14 protein-coding genes are annotated in these 13979 nt (G+C 47.7%); 1 reads left to right on the forward strand and 13 read right to left on the reverse strand.

Annotated elements, in window-relative coordinates:
* Window positions 1-3 precede the first annotated feature (3 nt).
* The 13 genes from L1285_RS14085 to seqA form a co-directional block, all read right to left on the reverse strand.
* Window positions 4-813 carry a DUF1365 domain-containing protein gene (locus tag L1285_RS14085; protein ID WP_235412847.1) on the reverse strand — a complete coding sequence of 270 codons (810 nt, stop codon included), beginning with the start codon at window positions 811-813 and terminating at the stop codon, window positions 4-6.
* Entirely contained in the window at window positions 813-2066 is a 1254-nt protein-coding gene (locus L1285_RS14090; RefSeq protein WP_235412848.1) for an NAD(P)/FAD-dependent oxidoreductase, read from the reverse strand. Before L1285_RS14090 ends, L1285_RS14085 begins: the two co-directional genes overlap by 1 nt.
* Window positions 2063-2788, reverse strand: coding sequence for an SDR family NAD(P)-dependent oxidoreductase (locus tag L1285_RS14095; RefSeq protein WP_235412849.1), 726 nt, complete (start codon window positions 2786-2788; stop codon window positions 2063-2065). Before L1285_RS14095 ends, L1285_RS14090 begins: the two co-directional genes overlap by 4 nt.
* A complete protein-coding gene (locus tag L1285_RS14100; protein WP_235412850.1) occupies window positions 2773-3258 on the reverse strand; it encodes a nuclear transport factor 2 family protein in 486 nt (161 codons plus the stop codon). The genes L1285_RS14095 and L1285_RS14100 overlap by 16 nt, the downstream gene beginning before the upstream one ends.
* A 247-nt stretch (window positions 3259-3505) precedes the next feature.
* On the reverse strand, window positions 3506-4156 hold the full coding sequence (locus L1285_RS14105; protein WP_235412851.1) for a ChrR family anti-sigma-E factor: 651 nt from the start codon (window positions 4154-4156) through the stop codon (window positions 3506-3508).
* Window positions 4149-4808, reverse strand: coding sequence for a sigma-70 family RNA polymerase sigma factor (locus L1285_RS14110; protein WP_235412852.1), 660 nt, complete (start codon window positions 4806-4808; stop codon window positions 4149-4151). The genes L1285_RS14105 and L1285_RS14110 overlap by 8 nt, the downstream gene beginning before the upstream one ends.
* 104 nt (window positions 4809-4912) lie before the next feature.
* Complete coding sequence (locus L1285_RS14115; protein WP_235412853.1) at window positions 4913-5470, reverse strand: LON peptidase substrate-binding domain-containing protein; 558 nt, start codon at window positions 5468-5470, stop codon at window positions 4913-4915.
* A 194-nt stretch (window positions 5471-5664) separates the two neighbouring features.
* Entirely contained in the window at window positions 5665-7212 is a 1548-nt protein-coding gene (locus L1285_RS14120) for a dihydrolipoyllysine-residue acetyltransferase (protein WP_235412854.1), read from the reverse strand.
* 10 nt (window positions 7213-7222) lie between these two features.
* Entirely contained in the window at window positions 7223-8200 is a 978-nt protein-coding gene (locus L1285_RS14125; RefSeq protein ID WP_046004494.1) for an alpha-ketoacid dehydrogenase subunit beta, read from the reverse strand.
* Window positions 8200-9417: a thiamine pyrophosphate-dependent dehydrogenase E1 component subunit alpha gene (locus L1285_RS14130; protein WP_046004495.1), complete on the reverse strand. Its 1218-nt coding sequence runs from the start codon at window positions 9415-9417 to the stop codon at window positions 8200-8202. The genes L1285_RS14125 and L1285_RS14130 overlap by 1 nt, the downstream gene beginning before the upstream one ends.
* Window positions 9418-9661: 244 nt before the next feature.
* Window positions 9662-10693: a succinylglutamate desuccinylase gene (astE, locus tag L1285_RS14135; RefSeq protein ID WP_235412855.1), complete on the reverse strand. Its 1032-nt coding sequence runs from the start codon at window positions 10691-10693 to the stop codon at window positions 9662-9664.
* A gap of 114 nt (window positions 10694-10807) precedes the next feature.
* Window positions 10808-12445 carry a phosphoglucomutase (alpha-D-glucose-1,6-bisphosphate-dependent) gene (pgm, locus tag L1285_RS14140; protein ID WP_235412856.1) on the reverse strand — a complete coding sequence of 546 codons (1638 nt, stop codon included), beginning with the start codon at window positions 12443-12445 and terminating at the stop codon, window positions 10808-10810.
* Window positions 12446-12454: 9 nt separating this feature from the next.
* Complete coding sequence (seqA, locus tag L1285_RS14145) at window positions 12455-12997, reverse strand: replication initiation negative regulator SeqA (RefSeq protein WP_235412857.1); 543 nt, start codon at window positions 12995-12997, stop codon at window positions 12455-12457.
* A 125-nt stretch (window positions 12998-13122) separates the two neighbouring features.
* Here seqA and L1285_RS14150 point away from each other — a divergent pair, with 125 nt between their 5' ends.
* On the forward strand, window positions 13123-13896 hold the full coding sequence (locus L1285_RS14150; protein ID WP_235412858.1) for an alpha/beta fold hydrolase: 774 nt from the start codon (window positions 13123-13125) through the stop codon (window positions 13894-13896).
* Window positions 13897-13979: the final 83 nt, after the last annotated feature.

Genomic DNA, 13979 nt, shown 5'->3' on the forward strand with positions numbered 1-13979 from the left:
GTATCACTTCGCTTTATTACAGTTAGAATGCGTTTCAGGGTGCGGTATAAAAGGCACACGCTTCACCCAAAGTTTGAGTGCCTGCCAGTAAATCGCCAGGCATATTTTCAATGTCATAGAGGGCAAACACAGGCCCAGCCCCAACAGGCTTTTAACCGACAAGGGTGTTGACTTGAGTGCCATGGTGGCATCAAACAGCTTGTCGTCTTGTAAGGCGCCCTTTTGCTTGTACTCATGTTCGGCCGTAGCGTGGTTTTCTATGTGCACCAGTAATCGCCCTGCCCCTTGTGCGGGCGGCGCACTAACACGCCACAAATACTGCATATCCAGAGTCATAAATGGCGACACATGAAATACCTTATCGGTTCTGTGCGCCTGACTGATATCGACCAGATAATAATGTCGCTGATTCCATGGGGTGTTGCTTACCTCTGCCAGCATCAGGTTACACTTGCCCTGCTCGTCGTAACAAAAGTACACATTAAGCGGGCTGAAATATAATCCCAGACAACGCCCCTGAACCAGTGCTTTTACGCGACCTCCGGGCCATTGCCCGCCAAGCTCTATGACTTTGTTTTTTATACGTTGTTGCAGCGTGCCGGGATCACCCTTGAGGTAGTCTTGTTGGCAAAAACGAATGGGCCGATACCACTGGGGACCAATGAGGCCCCTGCCTTTTTGCACAAAGGTGTCTTCATCCAGATCCAGGCACAGCATATAAAGGCGATAGGAAAAGCCATGAGGCACAGGAGCAAAGCGCCGATGCCTGACTTGGCCTACATATAAGGGCGAACTGTGCTGCGTGTCACTCATTACAGGTCATCCAGGCTAATGCCAAACCGTGCTGCTACATCAACCGCACTGCGCACGCCGTCTTCGTGAAAACCGTTGTACCAATAGGCGCCCGCAAAATGAGTATGCTGAAGTCCACAAATTTCCTTGCGACGCTGTTGGGCCGCCATGCTCTGGGTATTGAATACCGGATGCGCGTATTGATATTGTCCGATCACCTTGTCTTCATCGATTGGCTGGTTAAGCGTCACACAAAAGGTGCATGGTGCCTCGATACCCTGCAATATATTCATATTGTATGTTACTGCCGCAGGGCGAGATTCATTGTTGTCGAGCAAGTAGTTCCAGGCAGCCCAGGCTAAACGACGCTTCGGCAGCAAGTCCGTATCAGTATGTAAAATCACGCTGTTTTTTGCGTAAGGAATAGCCGAGAGCACGCTGCTTTCTTCTGCGCTGGCATCGCCGAGTAAGTTGAGCGCCTGATCGCTATGACAGGCCAGTACCACCTCATCAAATTCACTAACGGTATCAGTAAAGTGCAACTGAACACGGCCGTTTTCTCGGGTCACTTTTTTGATGTCTGCATCAAGATGGATATTGGCCTCCAGACCACTTAACAGCGGCGCAATATACTGCTTAGAGCCACCCGGGATCACATACCACTGAGGCCTGTCGCTGATATTGAGTAAGCCGTGATGATAAAAAAAGCGAACAAAAAATTTGAGCTCGAATTCCTTCATTTTCTGTAAGCTGGTAGACCAGATTGCAGCGCCCATCGGCAAAATATAATGTTCAGCAAAAAAATCGCTGAAATTTTGCTCACCAAGAAAACTACCCAGTGTTTCGTTAGCAGAAAAGTCATCTTCCGCGAAGCGCTGTTTGGCAGTTTTATTGAAACGTACAATTTCTCGGATCAGGCGCCAAAATTTAGGACGAACTAAGTTACGTCGTTGTGCGAACAAGGTATTAAGGTCGTGACCGTTGTATTCCAGCCCAGTGTCTTTATTGTGCACACTGAAACTCATTTCAGTGGGCTTGCCCTGGATCCCCAGTTTATCCATCAATTTAATGAAGTTTGGATAAGTTCGGTCGTTATAAACAATAAACCCGGTATCAACCTGATAGGTTTGGCCCTGGTACTCAACCTCTTTTGTGGCAGTGTGGCCACCAAGGCGATCTCTTTTTTCAAACAAATGTACATCGTGTTGGGTACTGAGCAAACGTGCACAGACCATACCTGAAACGCCACTACCAATGACGGCTATTTTTTTCATCTTTTTATCCATTTTGCCGCAACATGTCGCCAAACGTTATGCGGCAACCAACCAAAAAATTTAAGCAGGTAGGTAAACCTGCGAGGAAAGTGAATATCAAACTGTTTTTTTTCTATCCCTTGAAAGATACGCTCCGCGGCTTGTTCGCTGGTTACTTGACAAGGCATTGGAAAATCATTTTTTTGGGTAAGCGGGGTATCTACAAAACCCGGGTGTACAACGCTTACCTGAATACCGCTTCCGGCCAAATCCACATCCAATGTCTTGGCCAAATAGGTTAGTCCTGCTTTGGAAGCGCCGTAGGCCTCAGCACGCGGCAGTGGTAAAAAACTGGCCGATGAGCTGACAAAAACCAGAAATGCGCTGCTGTTAAGTTTGCCAAGCCAGGCATCCAGACAGTAGCCGACTGAGATCAGGTTAACGCGGATGATGCGCTCAAACAGTGCTGAGTCGAATTGTTTGGCGTCGTCTATGTATTCACAACCACCGGCGTTGAGAATAATCCCATCTAACTGTGGCAGCTTATCCGCCACCGCAAAAATGGCAGCCTTATCGTTAAGATCAAAGCATATATGCCGGACTTGTTCAGATTCAGGCAAAACCGATTGCAGCTTGTCTTTATTGCGGCCACAAACGTGCACTCTGTATCCTGCGTCTTTATAGCGCTTGGCCAGTGCCAGCCCTATTCCGGAGCTGGCGCCGGTAATTAAAACTTCGGGCATGTCTGCTGCCCTCCATTGTCTGTGCCAGATGCTTGCTCCCCCGAAATGCGAGATTTAAGCCAGCGTACCCCCATCCCCATGACGGGAATATGCTCGTACAGCAAGCTGCCAGCATCGAAGTAGTCACGGTGCATTATCACTTTGCCATCCTGCACTTTTAAAAAGGAGTGGCCATCTACACTTATCTCCCGCCCTTTGCTCAGGCGCTTGTGTCTGTAGTGCATGGTCCAGTACAACGCAGCCTGATCGCCCTGTGATAAACTGTGCTGAATATCAAACTGACAGCTGATCACATTGCTGTACATGTCGCTAAAATAAGTGCTTAGATTTTGCAATCCACTGATCCCGTGAAGCGGGTCACTAAACTGAATATCAGGATGGTAAATTTCTTCCAACAAGTGCAAGGTTTCTTTGTCCAGCTTATTGTAAATCCTTACAAAATTGCTGAGCCAGTCTGGTTGTTCGGTCATTACTCTGTCCTTTTTGCTAATATGCTTTGTTGTACGCGTGCAACACAGCATCAGATCAAACTCTTCCAGGTTCCAGCAACCTTTTGTCCGGGCGGCAGCTTTCCTAAGTTCGTAAACTTGCTCTTTTACTACATTAGCAGCATTTACGATAAAACGCCTGAAATCAGCACCCTATAAACGAAAAAAGCACAAAGACGGGCTTTGTGCTCAACTCGAAGGACGAATTAGAAGGTATTTTACTGCTGGACTAGTAAATCAGCTTACCAATAGGATTAAACAGCTGACTAAGCCCCTGGCTAAAGTGCAGTGCATCGTCGGCCAGCGTAAAGCACAGGCACGACTCGGTTGCGACAGGCGAGTGTTCATGCTCCCCGTCAAGCATAATGAAATCGCCCGGCACATAGCTGTCCATTTCATCTTTGAAAGTGCCCGAAAGCAGCAACGTCAGCTCAAACCCTTTGTGGGTGTGTTGTGGCACACTGCCACCTTTTTCAATGTGTAATAAACTGGCATGAAGCTTTCCATCGCCCAGATCCAATCTGGAACGAGATAATTTGCCGAGTTTTAACCAGCCACTCAGACCGACATTTTGTAAACTGGATGGCAGTACAAACTGCTCTCCCTTAACTTCTATTTCGAGAGGTGCTGGTGCTGAGTCTTCAGCAATCATAGTGTCTTCTGTTATCTGGGCGATTAAATCGTCCCAGTTTTCATCACCTTGCAGGTCCATATCTTCACCAGCAAAGCTATGCGCACAGCTTGCTTCAAACTGACTCGTTAGCTGCTGACATTGCGGGCACATAGCCACATGCATGCTCACAGCCACACTGAGTGACGCGCACAGTTCTCCCTGAACATAAGATTGAAGAATTTGTTCGGATGGGTGATATTTAATCATGGTGCTCCCCCATATGTGCTTTCAGTTTGCCCAGTGCCAGTCTCAGTCGGGATTTTACGGTGCCCAAAGGTATGCCAAGTTGATTTGCCAGCTCTTCCTGGCTCATCTCCTGAAAATAAATGCCTTTCACGACATTTTTTTGTTCTTCAGGTAGCTTTTCTACATACTCTACGAGCTGCCTGTCCAACAAATGATCGGAAAATTCGGCACTGTCATCTCGTTCGTTGCTATGTTGCTGCCAGATGTCCTCACTGAGGTTATCCTCGCGATTGGTCTGCATCTTTCTGAGCATATCGAAGGACTGATTACGCACCAAAGTATAGATCCAGGTGGTTACCGCGCCTTTTTCGGCATTAAATAAGTGTGCTTTTCGCCACACATTGGCCATGCTTTCCTGCAGCAGCTCTTGCGCCTGGCTTGCATCACCAAAACGTTGGCGCCCCAGATGCAACACCTTAGGTGCAAACCACTTGAATAAACAGGCGAATGCTTTTCTATCCCTTTGCTTGGCAATGCGGTGCATCCAATCGCACAACTGCGCCTGTTGCTCGGGACTGAGCAGGCGTTGCTCTGAAGTTTGTGTAGCAGCAACGTCTTTCATAACTGACCCCTGTGGCGTTTTGGTACTTTGCTGTCGGCTTTTTTCTATCATTAGCTCACATCCATACATAATGGAAGTTTAAAAACGGATTTTTTATTTCTGTAGACCCTATACGTGGAACGAATAGATTTGGATCACACATGCTGACGAATATATCAGTCGTCCTGACCCGTTAAAATGGTATCTAGGAATTTCAGTGCCTGAGGCAATGTACCAGGCTCACAAAAGCCCTCTTTATGCTCAGGAGAAAACGGTAAAATCTCCAAGAAACGTCCGGCTACCCAGGCGGCATCGTCAAAGCGCGGCTCAGGATAGAGCGCTGCCAGCTCTGGATTTTGTTTGAATATACGCAGCAGCTCGTCACTGACGTGCTGATATCTGGGCGCCAGCTCGCAATGCGACCAGTGTGGTCTTACATCAAAGCGAGCCTGACGTAATCCGTCCGCTTCCATCCAGACTTCGGTTACATCCAGCAAGCCCTTAGAGCGCACATCTATGGTCAGAATATCATCTTCCGCGGAACCAAAATCAATAATTTCGACCCAGCTTGCCCAGGGGGCTGTCTGATAATCAGTCGCAGACTTATACAAGCTCAGCGCGAAGTGACGGTCGTCGCCCGCTTCTTTCACCATACGTAAATACTTTTGTTCAAAAATCCTCAACCGGGTGACGCCACCGGGCAGCAGAAATACGGGTAGTGGAAAAAGTGCCATTTGCACGCTTTGCATCATAAAATCAGGCCAAACAGTTAAATCTGACTTGTAATACGCATAAGCGATTTACACGGATCAACGAAAATCTAACTCGCTAAGCCAGTAGGTGCTTTTTAGTTTTTGAGCGGCGGGGGCATTAAAAAAGGGCCGTAAAGGCCCTTTACAACAAGTAAGAAACTAGCAAAAAGCGATGATTAGCGCATGGCCATCATCATTTTAGCCGGCTCCTCTAAGTAAGACTTCCACAAATTGTTGAATCTTGCAATCGTTCCGCCATCAATAACTCGGTGATCGCCAGACCAGCTCACCTGCATAATCGCGCGAGACACCACATTGCCCTGCTCATCAAAGCGCGGCAGGTGCTGTAATTTACCCAGCGCAACAATGGCCACTTCAGGTTTATTGATAATCGGGGTTGCTGTCGTTCCGCCGATTGCACCGATGTTCGAAATTGAGATCGTACCGCCTTTCAGGTCATTAGGAGAAACTCGCCCTTCACGCGCAGCGTCTGTAAGTTGCGTGACCGCTTGGGCAACATCGACAATCGACTTGTTCTGGCACTGTTTTATGTTTGGTACCAGTAATCCAAGCTTGCTGTCGACCGCCATGCCTATGTTGTGGTCGTCAAAGTAAGTGATCTCTGTACACTCGTCGTTGACCTGCGAATTAAGAATTGGGAATTCTTTAATTGCCAGTGATAACGCTTTGATAAAGAACGGCATCATTGTAAGTTTAATGCCCTGCTTTGCGTACTGATCTTTTAGCGATTTACGCAGTGCAATCAGATCCGTCATGTCAATCTCATCACTGTAAGTGAAATGCGGAATAGTTGAAACCGATGCAACCATCTGCTTGGCCATCGCAGCTTTCATACCACGGATAGACTCCACACGTGTACCACCTGATGATACTGGTGCTGGCGTTGATTGCTCTGCCTGAGCAGGCGTAGACGACTGAGCAGCGGTGCCACCTTGCGCAAAGCGCTCTAGGTCTTCTTTAAATACACGACCGTTTTTACCTGAGCCTGCTACCTGAGTGATGTCGATGTCCATCTCACGCGCTCGACGTCTGACCGCAGGCGAAGCAACGGCTTTGCCGTTCACTTTAGTCGCTGTCGCTGGTTGTGCAGACGGCGCTTTGCTTTCTTTCACAGGCTGTGGCTTATGGACCGCCAGTTCGTCTTGTTTCGGACTGTGATCCGCACCTAAGCGCATCTGGAATAACGGACTGTGCACCTGCGCGATATCGCCTTTTTGATAATACAGTTTTTCAACCACACCATCGTATTTAGCCGGAATTTGCACCAGCGCTTTGTCTGTCATCACATCACACACCGCCTGATCTTCTTTGATTTCATCGCCCTCTGCGACCAACCACTCGACGATTTCACACTCGACAATACCTTCACCGATATCCGGCAAAATAAAGTCTTCTAAATGCGCCGAAGAAGCAGCTGGCGCTGAACCGCTGTCACCTGTATTGCTGCCAGGTGCAGGCGCTTCGCCGGCAACATCCATTGCAAACAAAGGCTCATGGACTTTAGCAATATCACCTTTTGCATAGTGTAACTGGGTGATCACACCGTCATGTACAGCCGGGATCTGGACCAGCGCCTTATCTGTCATTACATCACAGATAGGCTGATCTTCTTTTACTTCATCACCAACATTCACCAGCCATTCGACCAGTTCACATTCGACGATCCCCTCGCCGATATCCGGTAAAATAAATTCTTTAGACATGATCCGTCCCTTAAAACTCTACTGACTTCTTAATTGCAGCGAATACTTTAAGTGCATCCGGTACATACTCTTTTTCCAGTGCCAGCGGATAAGGTGTATCCAGGCCACAAACACGCTCAATAGGCGATTCAAGATGCAGGAAACACTCTTTCTGAATAGTCGCTGCAATTTCAGCGCCGAATCCATTCGTGATCGGTGCTTCGTGGCTGATAACCAGGCGACCGGTTTTAGTTACAGACTTAGCGATGGTTTCAACATCCCAAGGTAAAATTGAGCGCAGGTCAATGACTTCACAACTGATCCCGGCTTCTTCTGCCTTGGCTGCTGCCTGCTCAATGATCTCCATCTGTGCGCCCCAGGCAAGTAGTGTCACGTCTTTACCTTCTTTCACTACTTCCGCTTTACCAATTTCAATGGTGTAATCGCCCTCAGGCACTTCACCAGTAGAAGCGCGGTACAAACGCTTTGGTTCAAAGAAAATCACCGGGTTATCGTCTTTGATACATGCGCGTAGCAGGCCCTTCGCCTGATACGGGTTACGCGGCACGACCAGCTTCAGACCAGGTGTATGTGCAAAGTAAGCTTCGGGTGATTGTGAGTGATACAAACCACCGGCAATACCACCGCCGTAAGGTGTGCGAATGGTCAAATTGCCGACATTGAACTCATTACCAGAGCGGTAACGGAACTTGGCCGATTCGTTTACTATCTGGTCGAACGCCGGGAAAATGTAGTCAGCAAACTGGATCTCAGCAAGCGCCGGTGCACCGAAAGCCGCCAGACCGTTTGCAAAACCCAGGATCCCCTGTTCAGTTAGTGGCGTGTTAAACACACGGTGTTTACCGTATTTTTCCTGTAAGCCTGAAGTGGCACGGAATACACCGCCAAAATAGCCCACATCCTCACCAAAAATACACGCCTGCGGGTGCTCTGCCATGGTGATGTCTAGCGCCGAGTTAATGGCGTGCAGCATGTTCATTTTAGCCATTATTTTATCCTCCCAGCCGTGATTGGATACGCATCCGGATGCTGTTTAATATGCTCTTTAAGTTCTTCGTATTGTTTTTGTAGTGCCGGGATAGGCGTATCGTAAACGTCGGAAACGAGCTCTTCCAGTGCTGGTTTTTGAACCTTTTCAGCCACCTTCAGCGCAGCCAGGATCTCTTCGCGGATCTTGTCTTTTTGTGCTTCGTCTTCTTCTTCGTTTAGCCAGCCTTGTTTTAGCAACCAGGCCTTGAAGCGGGCAACCGGACAGTTTGACTTAAACTCGGCTTCTTCGTCTTTGGTACGGTAACCCGACGGGTCATCCGACGTAGAGTGCGCGCCTAAGCGATAAGCAATCGATTCAATAAGGACAGGCTCACCTGTGGTGACTGCGATTTCACGGGCTTTTTGCGTTGCCGCATATACCGCCAAGGTATCTGCTCCGTCGACACGAATGGTCTTTATGCCATAGCCGACACCACGAGACGCAATACCGTCGCCTTTAAACTGCTCATCAGCTGGCGTAGAGATGGCGTAACCATTGTTACGGGCAAAAAACAGTACCGGTGCCTTATGCACTGCGGCCATGTTCAAACCAGCGTGGAAGTCGCCTTCCGATGCGGCCCCTTCCCCAAAGTAACAAATGGTGACATTGTCAATTTCACTGCTTAGCTCACCGCTTTGCGCATCAATATGCTTCAGCTTCTGGCCGTACGCATACCCCGTTGCTTGCGGGATCTGTGTGCCCAGTGGCGATGAAATGGTCAGGTAGTGTAATTCGTTTGAGCCATAATGAACTGGCATCTGACGACCCTTACCCAAGTCTTTTTCGTTAGAGAACAGCTGGTTCATAAACTGCTCAAGCGAGAATCCACGATAGTGCAGCGCCGCCTGTTCACGATACTGCGCCATGATCATGTCTTCTTGTTTTAGCGCAGCCGCACTGGCGGTAATTGCAGCCTCTTCACCTAGACACTGCATATAAAAGCTGATCCGACCCTGACGCTGGGCCGCCTGCATACGTTCATCCAGCAGACGGATAAAACGCATGGTAGAATAGATACGCAGCGCCGTGTCTTTGTCTAACTCAGGTGCCGTTGCACCGTCCAAAATATCACCGTCTTCGCTGAGAATTTTCAGCGTCGGGATGTTAAGCGCATGGCCATCGATAAATTCGAGCGCATGGCTGATATTCAACGATATGTTATTGGGGTTAGTCATAACCTACCTTCTCTTGTTGTCATAACTAATTTGCAACGCCAAAGCCGCTTAAAATGGGCCGGATCCGCGGTTAGAGATTTGAATAATTAGTGCGGTAAATGCAAATTAATTAAATTAAAGCTTTTGCCACTTTACGTTAACGTAAACGGTTATTCAACTAATCCTAGATGAATAACCGTTAATTTGCACATTTTGCGGTGGAAAGTTTTTGATACGCTTTATTAAGCGCTTTATTTACAGAGGGTTACACGAAGTTTTCGTCTACTTCCAGCGGGATCACAGTCAATAATGCACGTTGACCCAGCGCGACTTTAGCATTCGGGAAGATGATGGCTTCGCCCTCAACTTCTGCAAAGTAGGCCGTATCACCATCGGTTGCGAGCAATTCGCCTTTCGCAAAGCCGGTGAAATTTACCGCAGAATCAGGGAATGGGAATGAAAACGCCTCACAGGTGCGGTTTATCGTGCGATGCACCTGGAACAACTCGAAGTCATTTGCATTAAACTCACCAAACTCGACATTTTCTTGGCTAATTAATGCTTTTAGTGTTTGCTTTACCGCGGCAAAGCGAGACATATCATTCTGACCAAAAGGCTTCACCTGCCCCAGTTCAACTGTAAAGGCGTCAGCACCAAACTGGAAAGATGAGAAGTAGCTGAAAGTAGTCGCTGCTGAGCGCATCATTAAAATGGTATTGACGCCACAGGCCAACATAAATTGCAGCTGCGACTTCTTCCACGGTTTCCCATGCAGGAATGGATAAACTGCAAATTTCTCGTTTTTGGAGCCACGAATGGCGGTATGCAGATCATAGTGACAGCGATAACGCCCCTCTGGCACGCTGGTGAAAAAGTCACGTACATAGCCTTCAAGTTTTGCAGCGCGGATCTGCTCCGGGTTTTTGGTGCGGTTTTCGTGGGCACCGTTGAACAGTCGATTCAGGTTTTCATCCACAAAGCGCTCTGCAATATTGATGGACTTAGGATTACCAAACACAAATAACACACGGTGTGCCAGTTCAATGCGCTCCAGGATCACATCCTGAATAAACTCGTCGCATATTTCGATGGGAGCGGTTTCATTGCCATGCACCGCGCTCGACAACACGATGTCTTTGTTACCATAAGTGGCAGGCGTAAACTGAATAACACCTGTGTCTTTTACTTCAACCAAAGTGCCGTTGCTCAGCGTAAATTGCTCGGCGGCAAGGGAAAACTCGTTATTGCGAGTCAGAGTCAGGAAGTCTCCAGTTTGTTTTAACGTATCAAGGTACATACGAACATCACCTTTTGTGAGAGAAATGAGCGTCGCTGAGCAGTCAGATTTCAGCAACTAAATAGTAGGTATAAAAAAAGGCCATCACAATGAATGGCCTTTTATCACTTAAAGTTAGCGGATCACGCTATCTACCAATGTCTTGGCCGCCTGTTCCAGCTCAGCAAGATGCGCTTCGCCTTTAAACGACTCAAGATAGATTTTATAAATGTCTTCGGTGCCTGATGGACGAGCCGCAAACCAACCCGACTCGGTCACCACTTTTAACCCGCCGATGGCGGCATTATTGCCTGGCGCCTCAGTCAGAATATCTGTGATGGCGTCACCGGCCAGCGTGCTGGCCGTCACATCTTGTGGGCTCAAAGCTTTTAGTTTGGCTTTTTGTTCAGGTGACGCCGGTGCATCAATACGCTTGTAAACTGGCGCGCCATATTGTGCTTCCAGCTCACGATAGTATTGTGATGGCGTTTTACCGGTCACAGCCAGGATCTCCGCAGCCAGTAAGCCCAGAATAAAGCCGTCTTTGTCTGTATTCCAGACCTCACCGTTACGACGCAGGAAAGATGCGCCGGCGCTTTCTTCACCGCCAAATGCCAGCCATTGTTCACTCAGGCCTTCAACGAACCACTTGAAACCGACCGGTACTTCGTACACTTCGCGCTGATTGCCTTTAACCACTTTATCGATCATGGCGCTGGATACCAGGGTTTTACCAATTTTAATCTCACTGCCCCAATCGCGATGCTTAAGCAGGTAGTCTATCGACACGGCCAGGAAGTGGTTTGGATTCATCAGACCGTCTTTCGTGACAATACCGTGACGATCGTAATCCGGGTCGTTACCAATGCCAATATCATAATCGTCTTTAATCGCTACCAGGTTTGCCATCGCAAATGGCGAAGAACAATCCATACGAATTTTGCCGTCTTTGTCCAAAGGCATAAAGGCAAAGCGTGGGTCAACCTGCTCATTCACAACCGTGAGATCTAACCCGTATTGCTTGGCAATCACCGGCCAGAAATTAATGCCAGAGCCGCCCAACGGATCAACACCAATGCGTACGCCTGCTTTTGCAATGGCTTCAAGATCGACAATATTTGCCAGGTCTTCTACGAAAGGCGTGATCAAATCGACGTATTTTACAAATCCAGAGCGGCTGGCTTTTGCAAATGGGAACAGTTCAACTTCAACTAAGTCTTCGACCAATAGCTGATTGGCGCGATCTTCAATCCACTTAGTGACGTCTGTATCGGCTGGTCCACCATTGGGTGGATTATATTTAAAGCCGCCATCTTCTGGCGGGTTATGCGATGGTGTCACCACAATACCATCGGCCAGCTCATGCGGGTGCGTCTTGTTATGACATACAATCGCGTGGCTTATCACCGGGGTTGGTGTGTAATCATCGTTTTCTTGCGTTACCACATGAACTTCGTTGGCAACCAGCACTTCGATAGCGGAGTTAAACGCAGCTTCTGACAAGGCATGGGTGTCTTTGCCTAAAAACAGCGGGCCAAAAATATTGTTGGCTTTTCTGTAATCACAGATAGCCTGAGTAATAGCCAAAATGTGAGATTCGTTAAATTTCACATTATACGAACAGCCACGGTGACCTGATGTGCCAAAAGCAACGCACTGCCCCGGGTTTTGTTCCAGATCTGGCTCATTCAGATAGTAAGCCGATACCAGTTTGGGAATATTCGCCAGCTGACTTAACGGAGCTGGTTTGCCTGCATTGGGGTGATTTGCCATCACATTTCCTTATAGGTAGTCTCGGATAGTTTCTGCTTGTTGCGCCGAATAACCAAGTATGAGCGCAACTTCGTGCAACATCATTTTTTTGCGCGTCGTGTTTGAGTTTGTCATAACCCAATACTGACTGTCTGCAATGTTTTTGGGGTTTGTACTACTACCACTTTCGAGCAGCGCAGCTTTGCTGGTCGAAAAATAAATACGATCTCGCCCTTTGATTTCCAACACTTTGTGAAAATCAGCTTTGTGACTGCGATGAAACGCCGCCAAAATAAACAAGAAGCGACCAACTACGCCTTTTTGCATAGCCAGTTCCTCTTTATTAAGGATATCAAATACATTGCCTGAAGGTTCGTTTGAAACCGCCGCTTGCTGTTGCTCAACTTCTGGTTGAGCAGTTGCCTCAGCGGTTTGCTCGGTTTCCTGAGCGGGCTGCGCCACAGAGTTCAGGTTCAATAAACGACGCAGGATCTGGGAAGCGCTTTCACCAATACTTTGCGTGTTACTGGCAATGTACTGATATAGCTCGTCATCTATTTCTATTTTTTTCATGCTTGTCCTGTCATTTTATACATCTACTGCATCTTCACGGGATTATATCTAAATTTAACTTATTCCTCTACGGCTATGATTTTGCTTTCAACACTGGCAAACTATGCGCCGGATCCGGAGGTATTATGTTGCTTAACTACAAATTATCGGGACAGCCGCTGGGCAGTGCCGAGCCAGTTGTGTTACTCCACGGCCTGTTTGGCTCGCTGGAGAACCTGAATATTATAGCCCGCGCACTGAGTGAGTCATTTACTGTTATAAACCTGGACTTGCGAAATCATGGCCAGTCGTTCAAAAGTGATGTGATGGATTACCCTAGCATGGCTCAGGATGTGCTTACTCTACTCGACCACCTGGAAATAGAAAAAGCACACCTGGTTGGCCACTCCATGGGTGGCAAAGTGGCCATGCAAGTCGCCATGCTCAATGAAGATAAAATCAATAAGCTAGTAGTCATGGATATTGCACCGGTGGATTATCACCCGCGTCATGATGCCATTATTCAGGCGCTGAATGCGGTCGCTGCTACACCGGTGGCAAGCCGCAGTGAAGCTGACACCCTCATGCAAACCTATATAGAAGAGCAAGGTGTACGCGGCTTTTTACTTAAGAGCCTAGCAAAAGACGAACAAGGCGTGCTTACCTGGCGATTTAACTTAGCTGTCATAGAAGCCAACTACGATAAGATCATATCAAATATAAATACTACTCATTCTTGTTTGTGTGATACTCTGTTCCTGAAAGGAAACAACTCAGATTATATTCTGGCCGAGCACAGAGACGCCATTATGCAATCCTTTAGCAATGCCAGAGCAAAAATCATTCAAGGTGCCGGACATTGGCTGCACGCAGAGAAGCCACAAGCCGTCAATCGTTCAATTATTGATTTTATTCAATAATTAGCCCAGTTTTTTCTCTGCGAACTTAATTTATCGGTTACAGGTATGCTATAGTAGCCGCCGTTTATGTTTTGAGTAGTGCA

The sequence above is a fragment of the Pseudoalteromonas sp. DL2-H2.2 genome (assembly GCF_021532535.1).
Classification (GTDB): Bacteria; Pseudomonadota; Gammaproteobacteria; order Enterobacterales; family Alteromonadaceae; genus Pseudoalteromonas; species Pseudoalteromonas rubra_A.

Bases quoted from the DNA above. Each gene is read 5' to 3' on its own strand.
- L1285_RS14085 (WP_235412847.1), bottom strand. From the start codon at position 813: ATGAGTGACACGCAGCACAGTTCGCCCTTATATGTAGGCCAAGTCAGG.
- L1285_RS14090 (WP_235412848.1), bottom strand. From the start codon at position 2,066: ATGAAAAAAATAGCCGTCATTGGTAGTGGCGTTTCAGGTATGGTCTGT.
- L1285_RS14095 (WP_235412849.1), bottom strand. From the start codon at position 2,788: ATGCCCGAAGTTTTAATTACCGGCGCCAGCTCCGGAATAGGGCTGGCA.
- L1285_RS14100 (WP_235412850.1), bottom strand. From the start codon at position 3,258: ATGACCGAACAACCAGACTGGCTCAGCAATTTTGTAAGGATTTACAAT.
- L1285_RS14105 (WP_235412851.1), bottom strand. From the start codon at position 4,156: ATGATTAAATATCACCCATCCGAACAAATTCTTCAATCTTATGTTCAG.
- L1285_RS14110 (WP_235412852.1), bottom strand. From the start codon at position 4,808: ATGATAGAAAAAAGCCGACAGCAAAGTACCAAAACGCCACAGGGGTCA.
- L1285_RS14115 (WP_235412853.1), bottom strand. From the start codon at position 5,470: ATGGCACTTTTTCCACTACCCGTATTTCTGCTGCCCGGTGGCGTCACC.
- L1285_RS14120 (WP_235412854.1), bottom strand. From the start codon at position 7,212: ATGTCTAAAGAATTTATTTTACCGGATATCGGCGAGGGGATCGTCGAA.
- L1285_RS14125 (WP_046004494.1), bottom strand. From the start codon at position 8,200: ATGGCTAAAATGAACATGCTGCACGCCATTAACTCGGCGCTAGACATC.
- L1285_RS14130 (WP_046004495.1), bottom strand. From the start codon at position 9,417: ATGACTAACCCCAATAACATATCGTTGAATATCAGCCATGCGCTCGAA.
- astE (WP_235412855.1), bottom strand. From the start codon at position 10,693: ATGTACCTTGATACGTTAAAACAAACTGGAGACTTCCTGACTCTGACT.
- pgm (WP_235412856.1), bottom strand. From the start codon at position 12,445: ATGGCAAATCACCCCAATGCAGGCAAACCAGCTCCGTTAAGTCAGCTG.
- seqA (WP_235412857.1), bottom strand. From the start codon at position 12,997: ATGAAAAAAATAGAAATAGATGACGAGCTATATCAGTACATTGCCAGT.
- L1285_RS14150 (WP_235412858.1), top strand. From the start codon at position 13,123: ATGTTGCTTAACTACAAATTATCGGGACAGCCGCTGGGCAGTGCCGAG.